This is a genomic window from Planococcus plakortidis, from assembly GCF_001687605.2.
In the GTDB taxonomy this organism is placed as follows: Bacteria; Bacillota; Bacilli; order Bacillales_A; family Planococcaceae; genus Planococcus; species Planococcus plakortidis.
On record NZ_CP016539.2, the window covers coordinates 1,226,538 to 1,252,983 of the forward strand.

General features: G+C 48.4%; 17 protein-coding genes, 19 tRNA genes and 3 rRNA genes. 33 read left to right on the forward strand and 6 right to left on the reverse strand.

The window, feature by feature from the left end:
• The first annotated feature begins 139 nt into the window (after positions 1-139).
• From pruA to BBI15_RS06240, 4 genes are all read left to right on the forward strand, one after another.
• The gene (pruA, locus tag BBI15_RS06225) at positions 140-1,684 is read left to right on the forward strand and encodes an L-glutamate gamma-semialdehyde dehydrogenase (protein WP_068868785.1); all 1,545 of its coding nucleotides are present in this window, start codon (positions 140-142) and stop codon (positions 1,682-1,684) included.
• 153 nt (positions 1,685-1,837) lie between these two features.
• Positions 1,838-3,031, forward strand: a complete 1,194-nt coding sequence (locus BBI15_RS06230) for an ornithine--oxo-acid transaminase (RefSeq protein WP_068868786.1) — start codon at positions 1,838-1,840, stop codon at positions 3,029-3,031.
• 81 nt (positions 3,032-3,112) lie between these two features.
• The gene (locus tag BBI15_RS06235) at positions 3,113-4,357 is read left to right on the forward strand and encodes a Glu/Leu/Phe/Val family dehydrogenase (protein WP_068868787.1); all 1,245 of its coding nucleotides are present in this window, start codon (positions 3,113-3,115) and stop codon (positions 4,355-4,357) included.
• Between the two features lie 111 nt (positions 4,358-4,468).
• Positions 4,469-5,632 (forward strand): iron-containing alcohol dehydrogenase, encoded by a 1,164-nt coding sequence (locus tag BBI15_RS06240; RefSeq protein WP_068868788.1) that lies wholly within the window; start codon positions 4,469-4,471, stop codon positions 5,630-5,632.
• Positions 5,633-5,669: 37 nt separating this feature from the next.
• Here the strand turns inward: BBI15_RS06240 and BBI15_RS06245 are convergent, their stop codons facing one another.
• Together BBI15_RS06245 and BBI15_RS06250 are read right to left on the reverse strand one after the other, a co-directional pair.
• Positions 5,670-6,659 carry a cation diffusion facilitator family transporter gene (locus BBI15_RS06245; RefSeq protein ID WP_068868789.1) on the reverse strand — a complete coding sequence of 330 codons (990 nt, stop codon included), beginning with the start codon at positions 6,657-6,659 and terminating at the stop codon, positions 5,670-5,672.
• Positions 6,660-6,672: 13 nt separating this feature from the next.
• Entirely contained in the window at positions 6,673-7,359 is a 687-nt protein-coding gene (locus tag BBI15_RS06250) for an MgtC/SapB family protein (protein WP_405314067.1), read from the reverse strand.
• Between the two features lie 141 nt (positions 7,360-7,500).
• Here BBI15_RS06250 and BBI15_RS06255 point away from each other — a divergent pair, with 141 nt between their 5' ends.
• The 23 genes from BBI15_RS06255 to BBI15_RS06365 all read left to right on the forward strand — a co-directional run bounded on the left by BBI15_RS06255 (position 7,501) and on the right by BBI15_RS06365 (position 15,475).
• On the forward strand, positions 7,501-8,403 hold the full coding sequence (locus tag BBI15_RS06255) for a DMT family transporter (RefSeq protein ID WP_068868790.1): 903 nt from the start codon (positions 7,501-7,503) through the stop codon (positions 8,401-8,403).
• Between the two features lie 324 nt (positions 8,404-8,727).
• Positions 8,728-10,278, forward strand: a 16S ribosomal RNA gene (locus BBI15_RS06260).
• Positions 10,279-10,464: 186 nt separating this feature from the next.
• Positions 10,465-13,397: ribosomal RNA gene (locus BBI15_RS06265) — 23S ribosomal RNA — on the forward strand.
• Positions 13,398-13,535: 138 nt separating this feature from the next.
• Positions 13,536-13,651: ribosomal RNA gene (gene rrf, locus BBI15_RS06270) — 5S ribosomal RNA — on the forward strand.
• The 16S, 23S and 5S rRNA genes sit together here with 19 tRNA genes alongside, the layout of an rRNA operon.
• 8 nt (positions 13,652-13,659) lie before the next feature.
• A tRNA-Val gene (locus BBI15_RS06275) sits at positions 13,660-13,735 on the forward strand.
• Positions 13,736-13,746: 11 nt separating this feature from the next.
• Positions 13,747-13,822: transfer RNA gene (locus tag BBI15_RS06280), tRNA-Thr, on the forward strand.
• Between the two features lie 9 nt (positions 13,823-13,831).
• Positions 13,832-13,907, forward strand: a tRNA-Lys gene (locus tag BBI15_RS06285).
• Positions 13,908-13,928: 21 nt separating this feature from the next.
• Positions 13,929-14,013 (forward strand) — tRNA-Leu (locus BBI15_RS06290).
• A gap of 1 nt (position 14,014) precedes the next feature.
• A tRNA-Gly gene (locus BBI15_RS06295) sits at positions 14,015-14,089 on the forward strand.
• 23 nt (positions 14,090-14,112) lie between these two features.
• Positions 14,113-14,201: transfer RNA gene (locus BBI15_RS06300), tRNA-Leu, on the forward strand.
• Positions 14,202-14,226: 25 nt separating this feature from the next.
• Positions 14,227-14,303, forward strand: a tRNA-Arg gene (locus BBI15_RS06305).
• 25 nt (positions 14,304-14,328) lie between these two features.
• Positions 14,329-14,405: transfer RNA gene (locus tag BBI15_RS06310), tRNA-Pro, on the forward strand.
• A gap of 6 nt (positions 14,406-14,411) precedes the next feature.
• Positions 14,412-14,487: transfer RNA gene (locus BBI15_RS06315), tRNA-Ala, on the forward strand.
• Positions 14,488-14,509: 22 nt separating this feature from the next.
• A tRNA-Met gene (locus BBI15_RS06320) sits at positions 14,510-14,583 on the forward strand.
• An 8-nt stretch (positions 14,584-14,591) separates the two neighbouring features.
• A tRNA-Ile gene (locus BBI15_RS06325) sits at positions 14,592-14,668 on the forward strand.
• 149 nt (positions 14,669-14,817) lie between these two features.
• Positions 14,818-14,894: transfer RNA gene (locus tag BBI15_RS06330), tRNA-Met, on the forward strand.
• A gap of 3 nt (positions 14,895-14,897) precedes the next feature.
• Positions 14,898-14,973: transfer RNA gene (locus BBI15_RS06335), tRNA-Asp, on the forward strand.
• A gap of 15 nt (positions 14,974-14,988) precedes the next feature.
• Positions 14,989-15,064, forward strand: a tRNA-Phe gene (locus BBI15_RS06340).
• Positions 15,065-15,068: 4 nt separating this feature from the next.
• Positions 15,069-15,142, forward strand: a tRNA-Gly gene (locus tag BBI15_RS06345).
• Between the two features lie 3 nt (positions 15,143-15,145).
• A tRNA-Ile gene (locus tag BBI15_RS06350) sits at positions 15,146-15,222 on the forward strand.
• 4 nt (positions 15,223-15,226) lie between these two features.
• Positions 15,227-15,301 (forward strand) — tRNA-Asn (locus BBI15_RS06355).
• A gap of 4 nt (positions 15,302-15,305) precedes the next feature.
• A tRNA-Ser gene (locus BBI15_RS06360) sits at positions 15,306-15,397 on the forward strand.
• Between the two features lie 6 nt (positions 15,398-15,403).
• A tRNA-Glu gene (locus BBI15_RS06365) sits at positions 15,404-15,475 on the forward strand.
• Positions 15,476-15,488: 13 nt separating this feature from the next.
• Here BBI15_RS06365 and BBI15_RS06370 read toward each other — a convergent pair.
• Complete coding sequence (locus BBI15_RS06370) at positions 15,489-16,469, reverse strand: DMT family transporter (protein ID WP_068868791.1); 981 nt, start codon at positions 16,467-16,469, stop codon at positions 15,489-15,491.
• A 139-nt stretch (positions 16,470-16,608) separates the two neighbouring features.
• Positions 16,609-17,523 carry a 1,4-dihydroxy-2-naphthoate polyprenyltransferase gene (locus BBI15_RS06375; RefSeq protein WP_068868792.1) on the reverse strand — a complete coding sequence of 305 codons (915 nt, stop codon included), beginning with the start codon at positions 17,521-17,523 and terminating at the stop codon, positions 16,609-16,611.
• Positions 17,524-17,684: 161 nt separating this feature from the next.
• Between BBI15_RS06375 and BBI15_RS06380 the strand changes: the two genes are divergently transcribed.
• From BBI15_RS06380 to menC, 6 genes are all read left to right on the forward strand, one after another.
• On the forward strand, positions 17,685-19,076 hold the full coding sequence (locus BBI15_RS06380) for an isochorismate synthase (protein ID WP_068868793.1): 1,392 nt from the start codon (positions 17,685-17,687) through the stop codon (positions 19,074-19,076).
• Positions 19,063-20,766, forward strand: coding sequence for a 2-succinyl-5-enolpyruvyl-6-hydroxy-3-cyclohexene-1-carboxylic-acid synthase (gene menD / locus BBI15_RS06385; RefSeq protein WP_068868794.1), 1,704 nt, complete (start codon positions 19,063-19,065; stop codon positions 20,764-20,766). The genes BBI15_RS06380 and menD overlap by 14 nt, the downstream gene beginning before the upstream one ends.
• Positions 20,757-21,578, forward strand: a complete 822-nt coding sequence (gene menH / locus BBI15_RS06390) for a 2-succinyl-6-hydroxy-2,4-cyclohexadiene-1-carboxylate synthase (RefSeq protein WP_068868795.1) — start codon at positions 20,757-20,759, stop codon at positions 21,576-21,578. The genes menD and menH overlap by 10 nt, the downstream gene beginning before the upstream one ends.
• Before the next feature lies 1 nt (position 21,579).
• The gene (gene menB / locus BBI15_RS06395) at positions 21,580-22,401 is read left to right on the forward strand and encodes a 1,4-dihydroxy-2-naphthoyl-CoA synthase (RefSeq protein ID WP_068868796.1); all 822 of its coding nucleotides are present in this window, start codon (positions 21,580-21,582) and stop codon (positions 22,399-22,401) included.
• Between the two features lie 81 nt (positions 22,402-22,482).
• A complete protein-coding gene (locus tag BBI15_RS06400) occupies positions 22,483-23,913 on the forward strand; it encodes an o-succinylbenzoate--CoA ligase (protein ID WP_068868797.1) in 1,431 nt (476 codons plus the stop codon).
• On the forward strand, positions 23,904-24,965 hold the full coding sequence (menC, locus tag BBI15_RS06405) for an o-succinylbenzoate synthase (RefSeq protein WP_068868798.1): 1,062 nt from the start codon (positions 23,904-23,906) through the stop codon (positions 24,963-24,965). The genes BBI15_RS06400 and menC overlap by 10 nt, the downstream gene beginning before the upstream one ends.
• Positions 24,966-24,996: 31 nt before the next feature.
• Here the strand turns inward: menC and BBI15_RS06410 are convergent, their stop codons facing one another.
• Both BBI15_RS06410 and yidD read right to left on the reverse strand, forming a co-directional pair.
• Positions 24,997-26,034: a metal ABC transporter solute-binding protein, Zn/Mn family gene (locus tag BBI15_RS06410; protein ID WP_068868799.1), complete on the reverse strand. Its 1,038-nt coding sequence runs from the start codon at positions 26,032-26,034 to the stop codon at positions 24,997-24,999.
• 108 nt (positions 26,035-26,142) lie between these two features.
• Positions 26,143-26,373 carry a membrane protein insertion efficiency factor YidD gene (yidD, locus tag BBI15_RS06415; protein ID WP_068868800.1) on the reverse strand — a complete coding sequence of 77 codons (231 nt, stop codon included), beginning with the start codon at positions 26,371-26,373 and terminating at the stop codon, positions 26,143-26,145.
• Positions 26,374-26,446: the final 73 nt, after the last annotated feature.

Sequence of the window (26,446 nt, forward strand, 5' to 3'; positions counted from 1 at the left end):
GGCCATCACCTCAAAATTATTTTGACTTTTTAGATTAAAATGCTTGAAAAACGCAACAATCTTTTGCATTATTATAAGTGGAAACAGATTAAGAGTGCAAATTTTTTTTGCGCTCGCTCAATTAGAAGGAGGATTCCCAATGATTCCCTACAAACATGAACCATTCACAGATTTCTCGATCGAGGAGAATCGCAAAGCATACTTGGAAGGCCTGAAGACGGTTGAAGGATACCTCGGCCAGGATTACCCGCTAATTATCGGTGGAGAACGCGTAACGACTGAAGACAAGATCGTTTCATTCAACCCGGCGGATAAAGAAGAAATTGTTGGGCGCGTCTCCAAATCAAATAAAGAGCTCGCAGAAAAAGCCATGCAAGAAGCGGACGCTGCATTCAAAACATGGAAAAAAGTTAAACCTGAAGTACGTGCGGACGTCTTGTTCAAAGCGGCAGCAATCGTGCGCCGCAGAAAACATGAATTCTCGGCCCTGCTTACGAAAGAAGCGGGCAAGCCTTGGAACGAAGCGGATGCCGATACAGCAGAAGCGATCGATTTCATGGAATACTATGCACGCCAAATGCTTCGCCTAAAAGACGGCATGCCGGTTGAAAGCCGTCCGGGCGAAGACAACCGTTACAACTACATCCCACTAGGCGTCGGCGTCGTCATCTCGCCGTGGAACTTCGCGTTCGCCATCATGGCAGGCACAACAGTCGCTGCAATGGTAGCTGGGAACACAGTCCTGTTGAAGCCGGCATCCACGACACCGGTTGTCGCTTACAAATTCATCGAAGTGTTGGAAGAAGCAGGCATGCCTAAAGGGGTCGTCAACTACATCCCAGGCCCTGGCGCTGAAGTCGGCGACTACTTGGTCGATCACCCGAATACACGCTTTATCTCATTTACAGGTTCGCGCCAAGTCGGATTGCGAATCGCTGAACGTTCGGCTAAAGTCAATGAAGGCCAAATTTGGATCAAGCGCTTGATCGCTGAAATGGGCGGCAAAGATACCATGGTCGTAGACAAAGAGGCTGACTTGGAACTTGCGGCGCAATCCATCGTCAAATCGGCGTTCGGCTTCAGCGGGCAGAAGTGTTCAGCTTGCTCTCGTGCAGTCATCGTCGAAGATGTATATGACGAAGTGCTCGAACGCGTAGTGGAATTGACAAACGAATTGACGATCGGCGATACAGTCGACCAATCGAAATTCATGGGCCCTGTCATCGATGGTGCTGCTTACAAGAAAATCATGGATTACATCGAAATCGGTAAAAAAGACGGCCGTTTGGTAGCCGGTGGGGACGGTGACGATTCGAAAGGATTCTTCGTCAACCCGACGGTTATCGCTGATTTGGATCCGACTTCCACAATCATGCAAGAAGAAATCTTCGGGCCGGTTGTCGGCTTCTCGAAAGCGAAAGACTTTGATGAAGCAATCGAAATCGCGAACAACACTGAATACGGTTTGACTGGCGCGGTTATTACTAACAACCGTGAACACCTTGAAAAAGCACGTGAAGAATTCCACGTAGGTAACTTGTATTTCAACCGCGGCTGTACTGGCGCGATTGTCGGATACCAGCCATTCGGCGGATTCAATATGTCCGGTACTGACTCAAAAGCGGGCGGGCCAGACTACTTGGTACTTCATATGCAAGCACAAACAACTTCCGAGATGTTTTAATTATTCGGTTAATGGTATAATGATGCACAAAAGGCAGACTCCGTGTCTGCCTTTTTTTAAAAAAGGCACCGTTAAGCGCATTCATCTATGACTAATACTTCACTGTCCCTAGGGCTCAGCGAGTCTTGCCTTAAATTTAAGGAGGAATTTGGAATGACACAAACACAGTCAATCATTGAAAAAACAGAACAGTACGGGGCAAAGAACTACCATCCACTGCCGATCGTCATCTCGAAAGCAGAAGGCGTTTGGGTAACTGACCCGGAAGGCAATAAATTCATGGACATGCTCTCTGCTTATTCAGCAGTGAACCAAGGCCACCGCCACCCGAAAATCATTCAAGCATTGAAAGACCAAGCGGACCGCGTAACCTTGACATCACGCGCTTTCCATAACGATCAATTGGCGCCATGGTACGAAATGATCTGCAAGATTTCTGGTAAAGAAATGGCCTTGCCGATGAACACAGGGGCGGAAGCGGTCGAAACGGCTATTAAAGCTGCCCGCCGTTGGGCATACGACGTCAAAGGTGTCGAAGATGGAAAAGCGGAAATCATTGCTTGTGAAGGTAACTTCCATGGCCGTACGATGACCGCTGTCTCGCTTTCATCAGACGCTGAATACCGCAGAGGCTTCGGTCCGATGCTACCAGGTATCAATATTGTCCCGTTTGGCGATTTGGAAGCATTGAAAAATGCGATTACACCCAATACGGCAGCCTTCCTGATCGAGCCGATCCAAGGCGAAGCAGGAATCATCATGCCGCCAAAAGGTTTCTTGAAAGCAGCACGCGAACTTTGCCGTGAAAACAACGTATTGTTCATCGCTGACGAAATCCAGTGCGGCCTTGCACGCACAGGCAAAATGTTCGCTTGCGAATGGGAAGATGTGGATCCGGATATGTACATTCTCGGAAAAGCGCTTGGGGGAGGCGTATTCCCGATTTCTTGCGTCGTTGCAGACCATGACGTACTCGGTGTCTTCAACCCGGGATCACATGGCTCCACGTTCGGCGGCAACCCGTTAGCGTGCGCCGTATCCATTGCTTCCATGCAGGTCATCCAAGACGAAAACCTCACGGAACGCTCGCAAGAACTTGGCACTTACTTCATGGATGAATTGAAGAAAATCGACCATCCTGTCATCAAAGAAGTCCGCGGACGCGGCTTGTTCATCGGAATGGAATTGACGGAAGCAGCGCGCCCTTATTGCGAACAGCTGAAAGAGCTCGGGCTTTTGTGCAAAGAAACACATGACACAGTCATCCGTTTTGCCCCACCATTGATCATCACGAAAGAGGAGCTGGACTGGGCACTCGAACGCATTCACCAAGTGTTCACAAAATAACAATGGTTGTGGCAAATGGAAGTTTGCCATGTTACACTAGATGCGGGTAATTACTAAAATACAAAGAGGCGAAATTAAACAATGGCTGAAAACTTGAACTTGTTGACGTCAACGCAGGATGTCATTAAAACTGCATTGGATAAACTTGGATACGAAGATTCGATGTATGAACTTCTGAAAGAACCGATGCGCTTCATGGAGGTTCGCATCCCTGTCCGCATGGATGATGGGAAAACGAAAGTGTTCACGGGATTCCGTGCCCAGCACAACGATGCTGTCGGCCCTACAAAAGGGGGAGTCCGCTTCCACCCGGATGTGAACCGCGATGAAGTTATCGCGCTTTCCATGTGGATGACATTGAAATGCGGAATCGTAGACTTGCCATACGGCGGCGGTAAAGGCGGCATCATTTGCGATCCGCGCGAAATGTCCATGCACGAAATCGAAAAGCTGAGCCGCGGTTATGTCCGCGCCATCAGCCAGATTGTCGGGCCGAACAAGGACATCCCCGCGCCGGATGTATTCACTAACTCGCAAATCATGGCCTGGATGTTCGACGAATACAGCAAGATTGACGAATTCAACTCACCAGGATTCATTACAGGTAAGCCGATTGTACTCGGCGGCTCACAAGGCCGTGACAAAGCAACTGCACAAGGTGTCACGATCGTGATCAATGAAGCGGCGAAAAAGCGCGGACTTGACATGAAAGGCGCGCGTGTCGTCATTCAAGGATTCGGCAACGCAGGCAGTTTCTTGGCGAAATTCCTTCACGATGCAGGAGCCAAAGTTGTCGGTATTTCCGATGCTTACGGCGCTCTTCACGACCCGGAAGGCTTGGATATCGATTATCTCCTCGACCGCCGCGACAGCTTCGGGACCGTTACGACGCTTTTCGACAATACCATCACCAATAAAGAATTGTTCGAAATCGATTGTGATATCCTGGTCCCTGCAGCAATCGCCAACCAAATCACAGAAGAAAACGCGCACGATATCAAAGCTTCCATTGTAGTGGAAGCAGCTAACGGGCCGACAACTGCTGAAGCGACGAAAATCTTGACGGATCGCGGAATCTTGCTAGTACCTGATGTACTCGCAAGTTCAGGCGGCGTTACCTTATCGTACTTCGAATGGGTGCAAAATAACCAAGGTTATTACTGGACGCAGGAAGAAGTCGACGAGAAGTTAGAAAAGAAATTGGTAGAGGCTTTTGAGAACGTATACAATGTAGCCACTAACCGGAACATCGACATGCGCCTTGCCGCGTATATGGTCGGTGCAAGAAGAACTGCAGAAGCCTCACGCTTCCGTGGATGGGTATAAGAAAACAACCGCTCGGCTGATGCCGAGCGGTTTTCTTATGCTCAATGTTTTGCTTTTTGAGGAATAGAAATTCATAATGAAAAACGAACATATTTCGGAGGAGGAGATTACATGAACGCATTTTCATTTTACAATCCTGTCAAATTGATTTTTGGCAAAGGGCAATTAGAAGCATTAAAAAATGAAGTTCCAAATTACGGAAAAAAAGTATTGGTCGTATATGGCGGAGGCAGCATCAAGAAAAACGGCCTTTATGACGAAGTGATGGCCACGCTAAATGAAATGGGCGTGGAAATCCACGAACTTTCAGGCGTAGAACCAAACCCGCGCCTTTCAACAGCCAAACGCGGCATTGAGATCTGCAAGCAAGAAAACATCGATATGCTGCTAGCGGTAGGTGGCGGTTCTGTCATCGACTGCACGAAACTCATCGCAGCAGGAGCGAAATACGATGGCGACGCATGGGATTTTGTTACACGCAAAGCAACACCTGCAGAAGTACTACCATTCGGAACAGTCTTGACATTGGCAGCAACAGGTTCCGAGATGAACGCCGGTTCCGTTATCACGAATGAAGAAACTGAAGAGAAATACGGATGGGGCAGCCCGTTGACCTTCCCGAAATTCTCTATTTTAGATCCAAGCTACACCAAGTCGGTTCCGCGCAACCATACGGTTTACGGAATAGTAGATATGATGTCCCACATGTTTGAGCAGTATTACCACAATGCAACAAACACGCCAGTACAAGACCAGATGATTGAAGGGGTATTGCGCGCGGTCATTGATACAGCTCCAAAGCTTATGGAAGACCTTGAAAGCTATGAGCACCGTGAAACGATCCTATTCGCAGGCACGATGGGACTCAACAACTTCCTGCAGATGGGCTATAACGGAGACTGGGCATCCCATAACATCGAACATGCCGTATCAGCGATCTATGATATTCCGCACGCAGGTGGCCTAGCGATTCTATTCCCGCAATGGATGCGCCATAATGTGCCGGTCAACCCAGCACGATTTGCACAGATGGCTACACGTGTGTTTGGCGTCGATCCATCAAACAAATCTGAAGAGCAGATCGCAAACGAAGGAATCGATCGCCTCGTCGAATTCTGGACATCGATCGGAGCGCCAAGCAGCCTGAAAGATTACGACATCGATGATTCCCGCTTTTCGGACATTGTCGACAAAACACTTGTCTACGGTGAATTCGGCAACTTCAATAAATTAAACGGGGAAGATGTAGAAAAAATCCTACAAGCTTCGCTATAATACAAAAAATCCCGATGCATCATGCATCGGGATTTTTTTATTCCGGTTTCTTCAATGATTCAGGCCGTTTGCTAACATGAACCCAATGTTTCTCACCATCGTCAGCGTCCAATGAGACAACTACATCATCGACGCTCGGCTGGCTCAAGATAAGTTCAGCCAAACGATTCTGTAACTCGTCAGCTTCTTTAACTGTTAAGTTAGGGTCAACCTCCACTAGAGTTTCAACATGAAGAAATTCACCTTCTTTTACTACTTCGAGCTCACGGATGTCTTTGACAGAAGGCCGTTCAGAAAGAAGGTTTGCAATATGGTTGACCATCTGTTCATCCGTTTCACCAATGACTCCACGTGCATTATCCAAAAAGATTTTGGTAACAACGTAGAACATCATCAAACCGATGGCAATCGATGCTGCGCCTTCAATTTGAAGAAAACCAGTGTAATGGGCAATCAAGACAGCAACTAATGCGAGGATACCGCCAGAAGTGGCAACTAAGTCTTCTAAGAAAACCAGTTTGGTAGCTGGTTTTGCACGGTTTAGATGGGTGAAACTTGTAGTAAGTGGAGCAAGTGCTCCGCCTTTCACACCAGCTTCATGCAGAACTTCTTTACCAGCTTTGTAAAGTACAAACAACTCAAGTAAAATTGCGATTGATAGAACAACAACACTGATGATGAAGCCTTCCGCTTCCATCGGGTGGACCATCTGATGCCAACCTTCACGGATAGTTTCATATGCCATGATTCCGACAATCAAAACTGCCGCAAGTAAGACTAAGTTTAACAGCCGGCCAAAACCATTCGGAAAACGTTTAGTCGGAGCTTTTTTCGATAATGCAGATCCAATAAAAACAAAATATTGGTTCGCTGCATCACCGATAGAGTGCATCGTTTCCGCGAACATCGCGACATTCCCGGTAAAAGTAAAGGCAACGCCTTTCATAATAGCAATAAACGTATTAATGAGTGCAGCATAAAGAGATGGTTTATTTCCACCCTTTAACAATCCAAAGAATTCGCCCAAAAAAATTCCCCCTTTAATTAATCATTTCGATATCTACTTGATTTACGCTACTAATAGAAGAAATCTCTCGATACAGGTCGATCGTTTCTTTTTCTTGTGCGTAAGACATGCGAATCGAAAGTTTGTAGCACAAAGTTTCAGTTTGCTGTTCAGAATGAAGAATCGACAAGTCTTCAATAGTCATGCCACTGAGTTTAAGCTCTTCCAACACTTCACTGATAGCGTCCTCTCCGGCGACATAAATAGTCAGTTTCGCTTCCGTCTGTCTCAGGCGCTTAGGGCCAAAATGGAAAAGGAGGGGAGGTATCACTTCAATGCCAATAAGCACTAATAAGACAGCGCTCAATGCTTCGATGTAAAAGCCGGCAGCGACCGCAATACCGATTCCGCCAGAACCCCAAATCATCGCTGCAGTTGTTAATCCCGAAATGGAGTCATTTCCTCGCTTCAATATAACACCGGCACCTAGAAACCCAATCCCTGAAACAATTTGTGCTGCAAGCCGGAGCGGATCCATTGTAATATTTACACCTTCGTTGCTGCTCGACTCTGCAATATAAGCAGATTCAATTGAAATAATGGTCAATAGACAGCTGAAGGTGGCAATGACCATACTTGTCTTCAAACCAACAGGCTTTCTTTTTAATTCCCTTTCCAACCCTATAACTAAACTTAAAAGAGCAGCAATCGTTAATTTCATAAATGTCTCGAATGAAGAGATTTCGAGCGCGCTGAAAAATTCCAAGATTACAACCTCCATTTCACTTTGCGGTTGAATGTGGAGCCGGCAAATGGCAAACTGAAAAGTAATGTCAAAATCTAATGCAGCAAGAGGTGCCAAATGGAAAAACCAACGATTCATCCTTATATACCCATTTTGATCGGAGTTATCTCAGTTGCGATGTCTGCAATCTTTGTTAAAATGACCACAGCTGATGCGGGCGTCACTGCCTTTTATCGAATGTTATTCTCTATTCTATTAATGTCTCCTGTATTCCTCTATAGCTACCTGCCCGAAATAAAGAAGCTAAATAGAAGAGACTGGGCATTTTCAGCAATTGCCGGGATCTTTTTGGCTTTTCATTTTATTCTCTGGTTTGAGTCACTTAACTACACTTCTGTAGCCAGTTCTACAGTTCTGGTGACATTGCAGCCTCTTTTTGCATTTGCTGGCACATACTTTTTCTTTAAAGAGCGCCTCTCTGTAAAAACCTTGATATCTGGGGCGGTCGCAATCACTGGAAGTGTTGTAATTGCATATGGTGACTTTCAGGTAAGTGGAAGTGCTTTGTTTGGTGACATATTGGCACTCGTTGCATGTGCGTTGATTACTGCGTATTTATTATTCGGGCAAGATGTTCGAAAGCGTTTATCTTTAATAACATATACATTCATTGTGTATGGTTTTAGTACGATAACGCTATTTTTCTATATTATTGCTAAAGGAGAGCCGTTTGCTCCTTATCCTAAGGAAGAATGGATGTGGTTTCTTCTACTAGCTCTAATCCCCAATCTTTTTGGACATACTTTATTTAATTGGGCAGTGAAGTGGGTAAGTACAAACGTAATTTCGATCGCTATTCTTTTTGAGCCAGTAGGGGCGGCAATCTTAGCGTATTTTATACTTGGAGAACTGGTCAGCGAATCACAAATTATTGGTGGAAGCATTGTAATAGCGGGTCTGTTGTTTTTTGTGACTGATTATAAAAGAATTAGAAAAATCTTTTTTCGAAAAAGTGCTTGATTTTTTTTAGTATGCGGTTTATAGTTGTAAATGTCCTCGAAACAAGCCGATAAAAATATTTTGAAATAGCATTGACATCGACTTGTAAAAAGGATATAGTAATCAAGTCGCCGAAACAAGGCGCACAACATGAACCTTGAAAACTGAACAGCAAAACGTCAACGAATATGTTTCGAGCGCTTAGCGCGAGAAACCATATTTGCGAGGGTCGCCCTTGGGCGATCGGAGCAAAAGAACTACTGATCAGCGTATGCAGATCAAGCAAATCGCGCGTCTTTCGAGGCGGCGATGCGCCAGCAACTATTGAGCAATCAATACTACTCTATAATGGAGAGTTTGATCCTGGCTCAGGACGAACGCTGGCGGCGTGCCTAATACATGCAAGTCGAGCGGAACCATTGGAGCTTGCTCCTTTGGTTTAGCGGCGGACGGGTGAGTAACACGTGGGCAACCTGCCCTGCAGATCGGGATAACTCCGGGAAACCGGTGCTAATACCGAATAGTTTGTGGCCTCTCATGAGGCTGCACGGAAAGACGGTTTCGGCTGTCACTGCAGGATGGGCCCGCGGCGCATTAGCTAGTTGGTGGGGTAACGGCCCACCAAGGCGACGATGCGTAGCCGACCTGAGAGGGTGATCGGCCACACTGGGACTGAGACACGGCCCAGACTCCTACGGGAGGCAGCAGTAGGGAATCTTCCGCAATGGACGAAAGTCTGACGGAGCAACGCCGCGTGAGTGAAGAAGGTTTTCGGATCGTAAAACTCTGTTGTGAGGGAAGAACAAGTACCAAGTAACTACTGGTACCTTGACGGTACCTCACCAGAAAGCCACGGCTAACTACGTGCCAGCAGCCGCGGTAATACGTAGGTGGCAAGCGTTGTCCGGAATTATTGGGCGTAAAGCGCGCGCAGGCGGTCCTTTAAGTCTGATGTGAAAGCCCACGGCTCAACCGTGGAGGGTCATTGGAAACTGGGGGACTTGAGTGCAGAAGAGGAAAGTGGAATTCCACGTGTAGCGGTGAAATGCGTAGAGATGTGGAGGAACACCAGTGGCGAAGGCGACTTTCTGGTCTGTAACTGACGCTGAGGCGCGAAAGCGTGGGGAGCAAACAGGATTAGATACCCTGGTAGTCCACGCCGTAAACGATGAGTGCTAAGTGTTAGGGGGTTTCCGCCCCTTAGTGCTGCAGCTAACGCATTAAGCACTCCGCCTGGGGAGTACGGCCGCAAGGCTGAAACTCAAAGGAATTGACGGGGGCCCGCACAAGCGGTGGAGCATGTGGTTTAATTCGAAGCAACGCGAAGAACCTTACCAGGTCTTGACATCCCGCTGACCGCCTTGGAGACAAGGCTTTCCCTTCGGGGACAGCGGTGACAGGTGGTGCATGGTTGTCGTCAGCTCGTGTCGTGAGATGTTGGGTTAAGTCCCGCAACGAGCGCAACCCTTGATCTTAGTTGCCAGCATTCAGTTGGGCACTCTAAGGTGACTGCCGGTGACAAACCGGAGGAAGGTGGGGATGACGTCAAATCATCATGCCCCTTATGACCTGGGCTACACACGTGCTACAATGGACGGTACAAAGGGTCGCGAACCCGCGAGGGGGAGCCAATCCCAGAAAACCGTTCTCAGTTCGGATTGCAGGCTGCAACTCGCCTGCATGAAGCCGGAATCGCTAGTAATCGCGGATCAGCATGCCGCGGTGAATACGTTCCCGGGCCTTGTACACACCGCCCGTCACACCACGAGAGTTTGTAACACCCGAAGTCGGTGGGGTAACCCTTATGGGAGCCAGCCGCCGAAGGTGGGACAGATGATTGGGGTGAAGTCGTAACAAGGTAGCCGTATCGGAAGGTGCGGCTGGATCACCTCCTTTCTAAGGATAATATCGGAACCGAACTTCGTTCGGGTTGACGTTTTGCGTTCAGTTTTGAAGGTTCACTCCGCAAGGATTGGCTTTCAGACTTGTTCTTTGAAAACTGGATAGATCGACATTGATTAAGAAACAAGCATCAAGTAGCGTGATCGCCTCAAGCGATCAACTTATTGTTTGACCTTCAGTGGTTAAGTTAATAAGGGCGCACGGTGGATGCCTTGGCACTAGGAGCCGAAGAAGGACGGCACTAACACCGATATGCCTCGGGGAGCTGTAAGTGAGCTGTGATCCGGGGATTTCCGAATGGGGAAACCCACTGTTCGTAATGGAGCAGTATCCATGTGTGAATTCATAGCACATGAGAAGGCAGACTCAGGGAACTGAAACATCTAAGTACCTGAAGGAAGAGAAAGCAAATGCGATTCCCCAAGTAGCGGCGAGCGAAACGGGAACAGCCCAAACCAGAAGGCTTGCCTTCTGGGGTTGTAGGACACTCTATACGGAGTTACAAAGGAATGGATTAGGCGAAGCGACCTGGAACGGTCCGCGAGACAGGGTAAGAGCCCCGTAGCTGAAAGTGCATTCCCTCCAGAGTGGATCCTGAGTACGGCGGAACACGTGAAATTCCGTCGGAATCCGGGAGGACCATCTCCCAAGGCTAAATACTCCCTAGTGACCGATAGTGAACCAGTACCGTGAGGGAAAGGTGAAAAGCACCCCGGAAGGGGAGTGAAAGAGATCCTGAAACCGTGTGCCTACAAGTAGTTAGAGCCCGTTAATGGGTGATAGCGTGCCTTTTGTAGAATGAACCGGCGAGTTACGATTGCATGCAAGGTTAAGGTGAGAAGCCGGAGCCGCAGCGAAAGCGAGTCTGAACAGGGCGAATGAGTATGCAGTTGTAGACCCGAAACCAGGTGATCTACCCATGTCCAGGGTGAAGGTAAGGTAACACTTACTGGAGGCCCGAACCCACGCACGTTGAAAAGTGCGGGGATGAGGTGTGGGTAGCGGAGAAATTCCAATCGAACCTGGAGATAGCTGGTTCTCTCCGAAATAGCTTTAGGGCTAGCCTCAAGATAGAGAATCCTGGAGGTAGAGCACTGTTTGGACTAGGGGCCCATCCCGGGTTACCGAATTCAGACAAACTCCGAATGCCAGTGATTTATGCTTGGGAGTCAGACTGCGAGTGATAAGATCCGTAGTCAAGAGGGAAACAGCCCAGACCACCAGCTAAGGTCCCCAAATATCCGTTAAGTGGAAAAGGATGTGGCGTTGCTTAGACAACCAGGATGTTGGCTTAGAAGCAGCCATCATTTAAAGAGTGCGTAATAGCTCACTGGTCGAGTGACACTGCGCCGAAAATGTACCGGGGCTAAACGGATTACCGAAGCTGTGGATGGACATCTGAGATGTCCGTGGTAGGAGAGCGTTCTAAGGGCGGTGAAGTCAGACCGGAAGGACTGGTGGAGCGCTTAGAAGTGAGAATGCCGGTATGAGTAACGAAAGACGGGTGAGAATCCCGTCCACCGAATGCCTAAGGTTTCCTGAGGAAGGCTCGTCCGCTCAGGGTTAGTCGGGACCTAAGTCGAGGCCGATAGGCGTAGACGATGGACAACAGGTTGATATTCCTGTACCACCTCCCCGCCGTTTGAGTAATGGGGGGACGCAGAAGGATAGGGTGAGCGTGCCGTTGGTTGTGCACGTCCAAGTTGTGAGATGAGAAACGAGGAAAATCCCGTTTCTGTATACATCAAGCAGTGATGGCAAGAGGTTTGACCTCAGAGTCCCTGATTTCACACTGCCAAGAAAAGCCTCTAGCGAGGCGGGAGGTGCCCGTACCGCAAACCGACACAGGTAGGCGAGAAGAGAATTCTAAGGTGAGCGAGTGAACTCTCGTTAAGGAACTCGGCAAAATGACCCCGTAACTTCGGGAGAAGGGGTGCTCTGGTAGGGTGAATAGCCCGAGAGAGCCGCAGTGAATAGGCCCAGGCGACTGTTTAGCAAAAACACAGGTCTCTGCAAAACCGTAAGGTGACGTATAGGGGCTGACGCCTGCCCGGTGCTGGAAGGTTAAGGGGAGTGCTTAGCGCAAGCGAAGGTGCGAACCGAAGCCCCAGTAAACGGCGGCCGTAACTATAACGGTCCTAAGGTAGCGAAATTCCTTGTCGGGTAAGTTCCGACCCGCACGAAAGGCGTAACGATCTGGGCACTGTCTCAACGAGAGACTCGGTGAAATTATAGTACCTGTGAAGATGCAGGTTACCCGCGACAGGACGGAAAGACCCCGTGGAGCTTTACTGTAGCCTGATATTGAATTTTGGTGCAACTTGTACAGGATAGGTAGGAGCCAGAGAACCCGGAGCGCCAGCTTCGGGGGAGGCGTCGGTGGGATACTACCCTGGTTGTATTGAACTTCTAACCCACAAGCCTAAGCGGCTTGGGAGACAGTGTCAGGCGGGCAGTTTGACTGGGGCGGTCGCCTCCTAAAGAGTAACGGAGGCGCTCAAAGGTTCCCTCAGAATGGTTGGAAATCATTCGCAGAGTGTAAAGGCACAAGGGAGCTTGACTGCGAGACGGACAGGTCGAGCAGGGTCGAAAGACGGACTTAGTGATCCGGTGGTTCCGCATGGAAGGGCCATCGCTCAACGGATAAAAGCTACCCCGGGGATAACAGGCTTATCTCCCCCAAGAGTCCACATCGACGGGGAGGTTTGGCACCTCGATGTCGGCTCATCGCATCCTGGGGCTGTAGTCGGTCCCAAGGGTTGGGCTGTTCGCCCATTAAAGCGGTACGCGAGCTGGGTTCAGAACGTCGTGAGACAGTTCGGTCCCTATCCGTCGCGGGCGCAGGAAATTTGAGAGGAGCTGTCCTTAGTACGAGAGGACCGGGATGGACACACCGCTGGTGTACCAGTTGTTCTGCCAAGAGCATCGCTGGGTAGCTATGTGTGGCCGGGATAAGTGCTGAAAGCATCTAAGCACGAAGCCCCCCTCAAGATGAGATTTCCCATTGCGCAAGCAAGTAAGATCCCTCAAAGACGATGAGGTAGATAGGTTCGGGGTGGAAGCGTGGCGACACGTGCAGCTGACGAATACTAATCGATCGAGGACTTAACCAACAAACTGAAACGCACGTTTCCCACAATGTCGATTTATCCAGTTTTGAAAGAACAAGATTTTTTGCCTGTGAGCAAAAAAAGACTTGTAAAACTCACCAGAGTTGGTATAATAAAACTTGTCTTTCAAAAACCTTATAGTCCAGTGATGATGGCAAAGAGGCCACACCCGTTCCCATCCCGAACACGGAAGTTAAGCTCTTTTGCGCCGATGGTAGTTGGGGGTCTCCCCCTGTGAGAGTAGGACGTCGCTGGGCATACATATGGAGGATTAGCTCAGCTGGGAGAGCATCTGCCTTACAAGCAGAGGGTCGGCGGTTCGATCCCGTCATCCTCCACCATTTTACTCTATGCCGGAGTAGCTCAACTGGTAGAGCAACTGACTTGTAATCAGTAGGTTGAGGGTTCAAGTCCTTTCTCCGGCACCACTCATATTTGAGCCATTAGCTCAGTTGGTAGAGCATCTGACTTTTAATCAGAGGGTCGAAGGTTCGAATCCTTCATGGCTCACCATTTCAATTTTATAATTGCCACGCGGGTGTGGCGGAACTGGCAGACGCACTAGACTTAGGATCTAGCGCCTTCGGGCGTGGGGGTTCGACTCCCTTCACCCGCACCAAGCGGAAGTAGTTCAGTGGTAGAACGCCACCTTGCCAAGGTGGAGGTCGCGGGTTCGACCCCCGTCTTCCGCTCCAATTTTTTATCTGTCCATTGCCCCGCCGGGGTGGCGGAACTGGCAGACGCACAGGACTTAAAATCCTGCGGTAGGTGACTACCGTACCGGTTCGATTCCGGTCCTCGGCACCAACTGTTTTATAAAATTTTATATTATGCGCCCGTAGCTCAATTGGATAGAGTACTTGACTACGAATCAAGCGGTTAGAGGTTCGAGTCCTCTCGGGCGCGCCATATTTTTGTCATCATCCTATTTAGTCGGGAAGTAGCTCAGCTTGGTAGAGCACTTGGTTTGGGACCAAGGGGTCGCAGGTTCGAATCCTGTCTTCCCGACCACTTTATGGGGCCTTAGCTCAGCTGGGAGAGCGCCTGCCTTGCACGCAGGAGGTCAGCGGTTCGATCCCGCTAGGCTCCACCAACTTATACAACATAAAGATCCTGGCGGCGTAGCTCAGCTGGCTAGAGCGTACGGTTCATACCCGTAAGGTCGGGGGTTCGATCCCCTCTGCCGCCACTTTTTTAGGACCTTTAGCTCAGTTGGTTAGAGCAGACGGCTCATAACCGTCCGGTCGCAGGTTCGAGTCCTGCAAGGTCCACCATTTAATGTTTATCACGGAGGAATACCCAAGTTTGGCTGAAGGGATCGGTCTTTAAAACCGACAGGGGAGTCAAATCCCGCGGGGGTTCGAATCCCTCTTCCTCCTCCATTATTAAAAATGAGTGGACAATTTTTCTTCAATATTATTATCGCGGGGTGGAGCAGTTCGGTAGCTCGTTGGGCTCATAACCCAAAGGTCGCAGGTTCAAATCCTGCCCCCGCAACCAAATGGTCCCGTGGTGTAGCGGTTAACATGCCTGCCTGTCACGCAGGAGATCGCCGGTTCGATCCCGGTCGGGACCGCCATTTTATAAATAATATGGGTCAGTAGCTCAGTTGGTAGAGCATTAGATTGAAGCTCTAAGTGTCGGCGGTTCGATTCCGTCCTGACCCACCATATTGCGGGTGTAGTTTAGTGGTAAAACCTCAGCCTTCCAAGCTGATGATGAGGGTTCGATTCCCTTCACCCGCTCCAAATGGGCCTATAGCTCAGCTGGTTAGAGCGCACGCCTGATAAGCGTGAGGTCGGTGGTTCGAGTCCACTTAGGCCCACCATTTTTCCGAAGTAGCTCAGTGGTAGAGCACCGCACTGTTAATGCGATGGTCGTAGGTTCGAGTCCTACCTTCGGAGCCATACTGGGGAAGTACTCAAGTGGCTGAAGAGGCGCCCCTGCTAAGGGTGTAGGTCGGTAACACCGGCGCGAGGGTTCAAATCCCTCCTTCTCCGCCAGTATTTGGCCCCTTGGTCAAGCGGTTAAGACACCGCCCTTTCACGGCGGTAACACGGGTTCGAATCCCGTAGGGGTCATATTAGAAAAGCGTCATGCATTCATATGCATGGCGCTTTTTTCTTTCTCTATTTTTTGTTCACTATGTGACGTGAAACTATGTATTGCCATTCCTACTATTACCATGGTTAAACCAATTAATGCTATTGAAGAAGGGAATGCAATGCTTAGTAGAAAAAATTCACCAATTAATGCAAATATGACTTCCAAAGATTGTGTAGCTTCCACTGCGGCAAGTTTTGACATGTTATTTCTGACCATATCGGTTGCCATAAAAAATAGAACAGTCGCTATTACTCCTGAACTGATGGCAACAATCAAAGATTGATAAGTTTGAGCGTTAGAAGGCAATCCAGTTGTTAAAAAGCCATAAATAGAAAGAATCAACCAAAGAGGCAGACTGGCAATTGTCATTCCAAGAACCCGTTGATATGCATCTAGCCGATCTTCACAAACTTCCATCATTTTTCTATTGCCAAGTGGATAAGCGAAAGCTGCAATTAAAACGGGCACTAACCCAAGCAATAATGTGAAAGTAGTGACATTAGTAAGGTGATCAAGCTGAAGAAGTGCTATTCCTGCTAGGATGATAGTTGAAAATAACAAGGCTTTAATCGGTATGTGTTGTCTGTGCATGACAGTTTGGCCGGATATATGTATTTTGAGGAAAAAAAGAGGAGCCAGTAAAGTTCCAGCGATGATTGTAAATTGCCAAGTTCCAGCTATTAGCCATCCTGGGGAGTATGCTGCTGCAAAACACAAGGGAGCGTAAAAAAGACCGAATCCTATGAAGCTCCACAATAACCATTTCACCTTATGTTTTTTCATTTCATGGAGGAGCGGAAGTAAATTACCCCTAAGTACGACAATTAATAGGAGGAAAGGGATCATAAACAGATAGCGCAAGGACGCACTCCAAACCCAATGCCCTCCTTGAGCTTCCATTAAAGCATTAATAATAAATGTGACTGCAAAAAACATTGCTCCTGCAAGTCCAAATAAAATTGGTTTCATAAGAAAACCCCTTTAACATATATTATATACAATATATCGCAATTAAGATGTTTTCACCATTCTTATTTCAAATTAGACTTCCTATAACTATCCCTATAATAAAAAGCTGATGGCCCCAATTGCCATCAGCTTTTAGATATTAAGATAAAAAATAATCTACTAGTAGACCTATTGCCAGCAGGAAGGTGAACAATGTATTCGTGATTCCCGTGTCTTTCATAGCAGGCATTACTTGTAGTGGTTCTGTGTAGCGCTTAAAAGTCATAATTACTTTCAAGGGCTTAATAACACTCAGTAACACCAATAAAGCCCAAGGTGTAACAATACCGAGCAATACCAATGAGATAATCCAAGCATAAGATAAGATAAAGAACCACATAAAAATGGTAACTGCAGCCGGTCTGCCAGTCAATATAGCCAAAGTACGCCGTCCGCTTTTTTTATCTCCATCCATGTCTCGGATATTATTGGCCATCATAATGGCTGCTACGAGCAAAGTGCTAGGGACAGCCAACATAATAGCGGTAGAGGTAATGGTTTCTGTTTGGATATAAAAAGCGACGATTACAATAAGGAAGCCCATAAACAATCCAGAAAACAATTCACCTAATGGCGTGTAAGCAATAGGGTATGGGCCTCCGGTATAAAAGTAACCGACTAACATGCCAATGCCCCCGACTGCCAATAGCCACCAACTGGTAGAAGCTGCAATATAGAGCCCGAGTATCGCAGAGATGGCATAAAGCAGGAATGCTAGTACTAAAACGGTTTTAGGCGAAACACCATTTCGGACGATAGCGCCTCCGATGCCGACAGATTCTTTAGTATCGAGTCCTCTCGCGTAATCATAGTACTCATTAAACATATTGGTTGCTGCTTGAATCAGCAAGCTCGCAATCAGCATGGCCAGGAACAGCGCCCAGTCTAAAGCCGTATAATGGATTGCGATCATTGTCCCCAGAAATACAGGGGCAAAAGATGCCGTTAAAGTATGGGGACGTGTGAGTTGCCACCAGACGCGCCACCCACTGTCGGCTTGTATGGAATGTGTCATTTCTATCTCTCCTATTCATTTCTTTCCAACCTACATTGTACTCCAAAACGTAGAGATTTACAGCATATGTTGTGCTGAAATCCAGAGAAAGGGGTATGATAGAAGATAGAGATTAAAATGTATCGCAGCAAATTGACGCTGCAGTAAACGGAGGTAATCCGGTGAATTCACAACCGTATTCATCAACTGAACAAATGGAAGCGAACCGCTTTAGCGGGTACCGTTTCTATACAGAAACCATTGAAGTATCAACCATGTCCGCTTTGGCATTTTTTGAAGCGGGGCAGGAACAATACGAAGGCAAGAGGATGTTTTGGCAGAACCGCGAGAAATCCTTTACGATGGTCGGCCTTGGACATGCTTATGTGCTGACCGCTGATGATTATAAAGGACGTTTCAGCAGCATCCAGAAGGATTGGAAAGCTTTAAGTGCCCAATTGGTAAATGAAGAAACAGCAGTGCAACCAGTGTTATTTGGCGGTTTTTCATTTGATCCTTTGAACAATCAGCCGAGCGGGTGGCGTAATTTCCCTCAGGCTTATTTTGCTGTGCCGACGTTTCAGCTTATTATTAAAGGTGAACAAGCGTATGTCAGCGTTCATTTGATCACTAAGCAGCCAAATAGTTTTATGGATTTTGAAGCGTTACGGAAAGAACGCGACCGGCTGATTCACGGTGCGCAAGTTTCAGAACCAAAGGCGTATCAAAAACCCACAGTTTCGAACAAGAAGGAACTGAAAAAAGAAGAATATATGCGGTCCATTGAAAAGGTGACAGATGTAATCCGTGCAGGGGAAGTTGAAAAAGTGGTTATCGCAAGAGCGCTGGAGCTTGGTTTTAAAGAAGCTTTAGCACCGGCCTCAGCTCTTTACCAGGCAGCTAATGAACAACCAGAAAGCTTTTTGTTTGGCCTTGAAGCCGGCAAACAATTCTTCTTCGGGGCGACTCCAGAGCGCCTTGTGAAAGTGGAACAGCAAAAGGCATTGTCTACATGTTTAGCAGGCTCTACACCCCGCGGCCAATCGGTTGAACAGGATGAAGCATTGGGGCAAGCCTTATTGGATGATTCGAAAAACCGTTCTGAGCATCATTATGTTGTACAGATGATCGGCAATGTATTCCAGGAACATTGTTCGAGTCCGCGCATTCCGCAAAATCCTAAATTGATGAAAATTCGGGATATACAGCATTTGTATACGCCCGTTGAAGGCGAGCTGAAAAATGGGAGCTCACTATTGGATCTAGTCGAAGCGCTGCATCCGACGCCGGCACTTGGCGGTGAGCCGAAACAGCAGGCATTGAGTTTAATTCGCTCGTATGAACCATTAAATAGAGGGTATTATGCGGCGCCAATCGGTTGGATTGATGCAAAAGGCGATGGCGAATTTGCCGTAGCGATTCGTTCGGCTTTACTTGACGGGGATAAAGCCTATTTATTCGCGGGCGGCGGCATTGTGGCGGATTCTACTCCACAAGCTGAATATGATGAAACATGGGTGAAGTTCCGCCCGATGCTTCGTGTATTGGGAGGAAATTTGCATGACGAATCGTGAGTTTTTAACTGAATATGTTTCGACGTTTACCCATTCGCTGATGCACGCAGGGGTAAAAAAAGCAGTCATCAGTCCAGGTTCCCGTTCGACGCCTCTTGCTTACGCTTTTATGAAACAAGAGGGGATAAAGACGTATCGTCAAATAGACGAACGTTCGGCTGGGTTTTACGCGCTTGGCTTGGCAAAAGCTTCAAACAGCCCAGTTGTTTTGATTTGTACATCAGGGACTGCGGCAGCCAATTATTTCCCAGCGATTGTAGAAGCCTATTATGCGCGTGTGCCGCTTCTCGTAATTACAGCGGATCGCCCGCACGAGCTTCGTGAAGTTGGGGCTCCGCAAGCGATCAATCAGATCAATTTGTTCGGCTCCCATGTCAAGTGGTCAGCTGATCTGCCCTTGCCCGAACAAGGCAACCGGTTGGACTTTTTAAAGCGTCATTTGGGGCGTGCAGCAGCCATGGCTGAAAGTGCACCCAAGGGTCCAGTGCATTTGAATGTGCCGTTCCGTGAACCGTTGGGCATCGATTTCGAACAGCCTTATGAAAGCGACAGAGAACTATACCGTTTTGAAAGCGGCCAGCAGCTGACCGATGAAGCTGCGGGATTTTTGCGAGAAGTATTCAGCCATCCTCGCGGCTTGTTGATTGCTGGGGAAAATACTGCTCAGATTTCATCGGAGCAATGGGAATTTATCCGCCGTCTCGGTTGGCCGGTGCTTGCCGATCCGCTGTCGAATTTGCGGTCGAATGTACCGGATGATCTTATGGATGTTATTGTTGATTCATATGATGCTTTGTTGAAAAATGAAAAATTCGCTGACAGTGTAGCGCCGGATGTGGTCGTTCGAATCGGGCCGCAGCCGGTTTCCAAGCCGCTTAGCCAGTTTTTGGCGAAAAACAAGCCTGCGAGATACGTCGTCATCGACGAAAGCCCGTTGTTCAGGGATCCGCAATCCGCCGTTACGCACCATGTCCAACAGCATAGTTCTGTCCTATGGGAGTTGAGCTTGGAAGTGAAAGCTTCAAAGCACTACTTGGAGCAATGGATCAAAGCGGGAGAATTGGTGCGGCAGTCCATGTCCGCACATTGCCAGCAAGAGTTGGATGAAGGCGTGTTGGCAAAAGCCTTTTTCGATGAACTCGATGGTTGTGATTTAACCGTCAGCAGCAGCATGCCGATCCGGGATGCGGATACCTATTTCCAGTCGACGCAGAGGGATGTGCGGATTTATGCCAACAGGGGTGCGAATGGGATCGACGGGGTGGTATCGACGGCTTTCGGGATCCAGGCAGCGAACCAACGGCCCGGGTATTTGTTGATCGGCGATTTGGCTTTGCTGCATGATATGAATGGCTTGCTTGCGTCTAAATTACAAGCTGCAGAGCTGACGATTGTCGTCATGAATAATGATGGCGGCGGGATATTCTCCTATTTGCCGCAGTCGAAAGAAGAGCGCTATTACGAGGAACTATTTGGTACCCCGACCGGGATCCAATTCAAAGCGGCTGCTGACATGTACGATGCGGAATACTTCTCTGCAAAGACTGTGGACGAATTGCAGTCGGTGCTTAGAACACCGAAAGAAAAACCGGTACGCATCATCGAAGTGGAAACAAACCGTTCGAACAACGTAACGGTTCACCGCAAATTGTGGAGCCGCCTGGATGAGGGGCTAAACACATGGAATTGATGGCAAATGGAGTTCGCTACCATGTTAAAGTGGCGGGAGGTGAAGACCTTCCTGTCCTGGTCTTGCTCCATGGTTTTACGGGCAGCACGGCTACATGGAAAACAGTCATTGAAAACTGGCGCGACCACCGGATTGTGGCGATTGACTTGATTGGGCACGGCCAAACAGAAAGCCCGACAGATGAAAGCCGTTATACGATGGAGCGGCAACTGGATGACCTTGACTTCATTTTTGAGGAGATGAAGTTAGAGAACTTCACTTTGCTCGGTTATTCGATGGGCGGGCGTACGGCGCTTGCGTATGCTTGTGAATTTCCAGACCGTGTTGACCAGCTTATTTTGGAAAGTGCTTCCCCCGGTTTGAAAACCGAAGCTGCAAGGGAAGAGCGGCGAGAGCGGGATACCCAGTTGGCCTTTAACATTCTTGAAGGCGGCATAGAACAATTTGTTGGGAAATGGGAAAATATCCCGTTGTTCGACAGCCAGAAATCCTTGCCGGAATTTGTACGCAAGCAAGTGAAGCAAGAGCGGCTCGCACAATCTGCAGTAGGCTTGGCAAACAGCTTAAAGGGCATGGGCACAGGTTCACAGCAATCGTATTGGAATTGTCTGCCGGAATTGAAGATACCGGTTTTACTGATCACCGGTGAGTTGGATCCGAAGTTTTGCGCCATCGCGCGTGAGATGCAGGAGCTCTTGCCGAACGCAGAACACTGCATCATTTCAGCGGGACATGCGATTCATGTGGAAAAACCGGCTGAATTTGCTACAATGGTTATGGAACGAATAAATGGAATCAATGAGGAGGACTAGTATGTCAACACGTCAATGGGTTACAGAACTTACATATGAAGACATTAAATACGAAACATATAATGGGATTGCAAAAATCACCATTAACCGTCCGGAAGTGCGCAATGCGTTCCGCCCGAAAACGGTCCATGAATTGATCGACGCATTTTCACGCGCGCGCGACAATTCGGACGTCGGCGTCATCGTTTTGACAGGTGAAGGCGAAAAAGCATTCTGTTCAGGTGGAGACCAATCTGTCCGTGGACACGGCGGCTATGTCGGAGAAGATGAAATTCCACGCCTTAACGTCCTGGACTTGCAGCGCTTGATCCGCGTTATTCCGAAACCGGTTGTGGCAATGGTTGCTGGATACGCAATTGGTGGCGGACACGTCCTTCACGTTGTTTGCGATTTGACGATTGCTGCAGACAACGCGCGCTTCGGCCAAACTGGACCGCGTGTCGGTTCATTTGATGCAGGCTACGGCTCAGGCTATTTGGCACGCATTATCGGACATAAAAAAGCGCGCGAAATCTGGTACCTGTGCCGTCAATACGATGCACAGGAAGCACTTGATATGGGTCTTGTGAACACAGTTGTGCCTTACGAGCAATTGGAAGACGAAACCGTTAAATGGTGCGAAGAAATGCTTGAAATGAGCCCGACTGCACTGCGTTTTGTCAAAGCGGCAATGAATGCGGACACAGATGGCCTTGCTGGTCTTCAGCAAATGGCTGGCGACGCGACATTGCTTTATTACACAACGGATGAAGCGAAAGAAGGCCGCGATGCATTTAAAGAAAAACGCAAACCGGACTTTGGCCAATTCCCGCGTTTCCCGTGATCGTATGAATTTGAAAGAGCTGTCTTCTTCGGAGGCAGCTTTTTTTCAATCGATTAACTGTAAAAGAAAGGATTTTGAAAAATGGCTTATCCAAATTGGTTGTCGCAGCGCGCTTATTTGACGGGAAATCAATTGGCTTTATCGTTCGGCGAGAATGAATGGACTTTTGCAGAAGTGAACAAGATCGCACTCGATTATGCCGGGAAGCTGGCACATTTCGGCATCACGGAGCATTCACGTGTCGCTTTGCTCGCTAAATCGAATGCCGAAGCGGTGTTTGTTATGTACGGCTGCCTGCATATTGGCTGTGAAATGGTCATGCTGAATGAACGGCTGGCGGCGGCGGAACTGGCTTATCAGATTGAAGATGCAAAGGTGGATCGAGTATTCGTGGGTGCTGAGTTATATGAAAAAGTGGCAGCAGCACAGCCCATTTCTTTTGAGCAATTGAGACAAGCGCCAATCGCGGATTTTCATTTGCAGGCGGAATGGGCGAAAGACCGCACTATGTCCATCATGTATACATCCGGGACGACGGGCAATCCGAAAGGGGTTCGGCAGACTGCTGAAAACCATTTTTCCAGCGCTGTGTCTTCTGCGCTGAATTTGGGCGTTTCCCCCGATGATGTCTGGCTGTGCACGATGCCGTTATTCCATATAAGTGGCTTCTCGATTTTGATGCGGTCGCTCGTCTACGGGATGGGCGTCAGGCTTTACGACAAATTCGATGCTAAGGCGTGTGCGGATGAATTATGCAAAGGGCAAGTGACGCATAGTTCGGTGGTCGCTGTCACGCTTGACCAAGTATTGCGGGAGATCGAGCAGCGGCAACTGCGCGTATCCCCACGCTTCAAGCAAGTTCTTGCAGGCGGCGGCCCGGTTCCCGTTTCATATTTGCAGCGGGCGGAAGCGCATGGCATTCAAGTGCTTCAAACTTACGGCATGACCGAAACATCTTCGCAGACGACGACTTTGCAGCCGGCTGATGCGAAAACGAAAATCGGTTCTGCCGGCAAGCCGTTATTTCTATATCAAGTAAAAATTGATGGTGCAATGTCGGGGCAAGCGGGTGAGATTCTTATTAAGGGACCTCAAGTGACACCTGGATATATTGGTAAGTTCGAGGAACGCGGTGTACAAGAAGATGGCTGGCTTGCAACAGGTGATATCGGTTATTTGGATTCAGAAGGATTTTTATTTGTTGTCGACAGGCGCTCGGATCTGCTCGTTTCCGGCGGGGAGAACGTATACCCGGCAGAAATTGAGAAAGTGTTGATGGCCCATCCATCCGTTCGGGAAGCCGGGGTTTGCGCGATGGCGGACAGCATGTGGGGAGAAGTGCCAGCAGCGTTTGTCGTGCTCGATGATCCCGAAGTATTGGATGAGCTTTCGCAATTTTGCCGGGAACAGCTGGCGGGCTATAAAGTGCCAAAATTGTTCCGCATGGTGGATGCGTTGCCGCGTAATGCATCGAATAAACTGCTCAGAAGGGAATTGAAGGCATGGCTGTAATTGCCGGAATCGAATTCCACAAAGTGAAGCAGCCTTTAAAGCAGCCTTTCATTACCGTCTTGCAGAAAGTCGAGCAACGGGAAGTGACGGTGGTAATTGTTCGAGACCTTGAGGGACGAGAGGGCTACGGTGAATGTGTCGCGTTTGATACGCCTTGGTACACAGAAGAAACGGTGACGGGCAGCCGTTTTGTAATGGAGCAGGTGCTAGCCCCGCTCTTGATAGATGAGCAGTTGGAACATCCGGCTGAGGCGGCGCGGTTATTTTCAACAGTAAAAGGCAACCATATGGCAAAAGCAGCTATTGAAATGGCTGTATGGGATTTATTCGCCAAGCGACAAGGCGTACCGTTGTATGAATTTGTCGGTGGAATCTCTGGTTCGATTCCAGCAGGCGTAGTCGTTGCAGGAAAGAGCGATGATCTGTCGGAGAATGTAAGCGTGGCGATCGGCAGCGGTTATCGGCGCATCAAACTGAAGATTTCGCCTGACTCGGATGCGGCTTTATTGAAAAAGCTTGTTACGTCCAATCCAGAGATTTCGTTCTACGCTGATGCCAATGGCAGTTTTTCTGGACGAGCTTTGAAAGAGTTGCTGGCATTTGACCAGGTTGGTTTCGCGCTGATTGAACAGCCCTACGGAGAACAGCAGTGGGACGCCCATCGGATTGCCCGGTCAAACATGGCAACGCCAATCTGCCTGGATGAAAGCATCCATAGCCTCGAAGATGTAAAGCGTATGGTGAAAAAGCAAGCGGGGGACATCATTGTCTTGAAGATGGGGCGTCTTGGCGGGTGGACAGAAACCTTGAAGGTCGTTGATTTCTGCAAAAACAAACAAATGGAAATGTGGGTCGGCGGCATGATCGAGTTTGGCGTATCGAAAGCGCATAATCTCGCGCTTGCCTCGCTGCCCGAAGTGAAGCTGACTGGTGATTTTTCAGATTCAAACCATTTTTGGCGGACAGATATCGTTTCCCCAGAAATCCGTGTAGAGAACGGGGAAATTAAACTAAGCGCAAGCCCAGGCATCGGGTACGAACTGAAAGTATAAAAAAACTCGCCGATCGTTCGGCGAGTTTTTGTTATTTCAAGACCGTTTCGAGTGCTTGAAGATTTTTTTCCATTAAAGTGAAATAAGTTTCGTCGTTATCGATGTCTTCTTGTGTCAAGACCCCCAAGTTATGCATTTCAATCGCTTCGGCGCCGACTTCGTTTTGGATGACTTCCGTCAGATTCGACGAGACGTTTTGTTCGAAGACGATATATTGAATGTCTTTTTCACGTGCCATGTCGACGATTTCCGTGAGTTCCTTTTGGGACGGTTCGTCCTGGCTGTTCAGGCCTGCGACGGCCACTTGCTCAAATCCGAACGGCTCGGCAAGATAGCCGAATGCTGCGTGGGAGACGAAAAAGGTGTCGCGTTCAACTTTCTCGTCCAAGTTTTGGAATGATTCGTCAAGCGCTTCTAGTTCAGCAACAAGTTCTTCATAATTCTTTTCGAATTCCTCTGCGCCTTCCGGGTCTTTCGCTGTTAGAGCATTGCGGACAGAAGCGGCGAGTTCCTGGCTCAAGACAGGGGAGATCCAGACGTGTGGATCGGTGGAACCGTGGTCATGGCCTTCGTGGCCGCTTTCTTCCCCGTGGCTGTCATCTTCGCCTTCATGGCCGTGTGCATCTTCCTCTTCATGACCGTGCCCGTCTTCCGTGTGTGCATCGTCTTGTGCACCCGCGGCAGCTTCGAGTTGTTCATCGGTGATTGCATCTGCTGTCGCGATAAATTCAAGGTCTTCATTTTTCAGCGTTTCCTGTGCGTTGTCGATAAAGCCTTCAAGCCCCAACCCGACATAAAAGAGCAAGTCGGCATCCGCCATATTGATCATGTCTTTTTGGGTCGGCTCAAAGCTGTGTTCATTGGCGCCAGCCGGGTAAACCGATTTGACATCCACACGCTCGCCGCCAATGCGTTCAGCGAAATAGACAAGCGGGTATACTGTCGCATAAACATCGAGTTTTCCTTCTGCCGTTTCGCTTTCAGCCCCGCTATCGGTTTCTGTGTTGCTGCCGCATGCGGCTAACAATATAATAAGTGCTATACCTGCAAATAATGCTAGTTTCTTCATGAAATGTCCCTCCAAATTTGATACGCGTTCATAAAATGTAATCGTTACGTTTTGTTGACTCTTAGAATCATACAATACAATCCGATTGAACACAAGAAAAAAACCCGCCTATTTTTTAGGGGGCCATTCTTCCGGGACAAAATCCACTCCGCCTTTATGGAACGGGTGGCAGCTTAAAATACGGCGCATGGCGAGATAACCGCCTTTCAATGCACCGTGTTTTTCCACGGCTTCGATTCCGTAATGGGAACATGTCGGGTAAAATCTGCAGCTTGGCGGCGACAGGGGGGAGATGAAGCGTTGATAGAAACGGAACAGCTTCACTAACGCGGTTTTCATCGTGATTACACTTCTTTCTTTGGGTTTATTGGTGATTGTTTGCTGATGTTTATTGTAGGGCTATTTGAGGTAT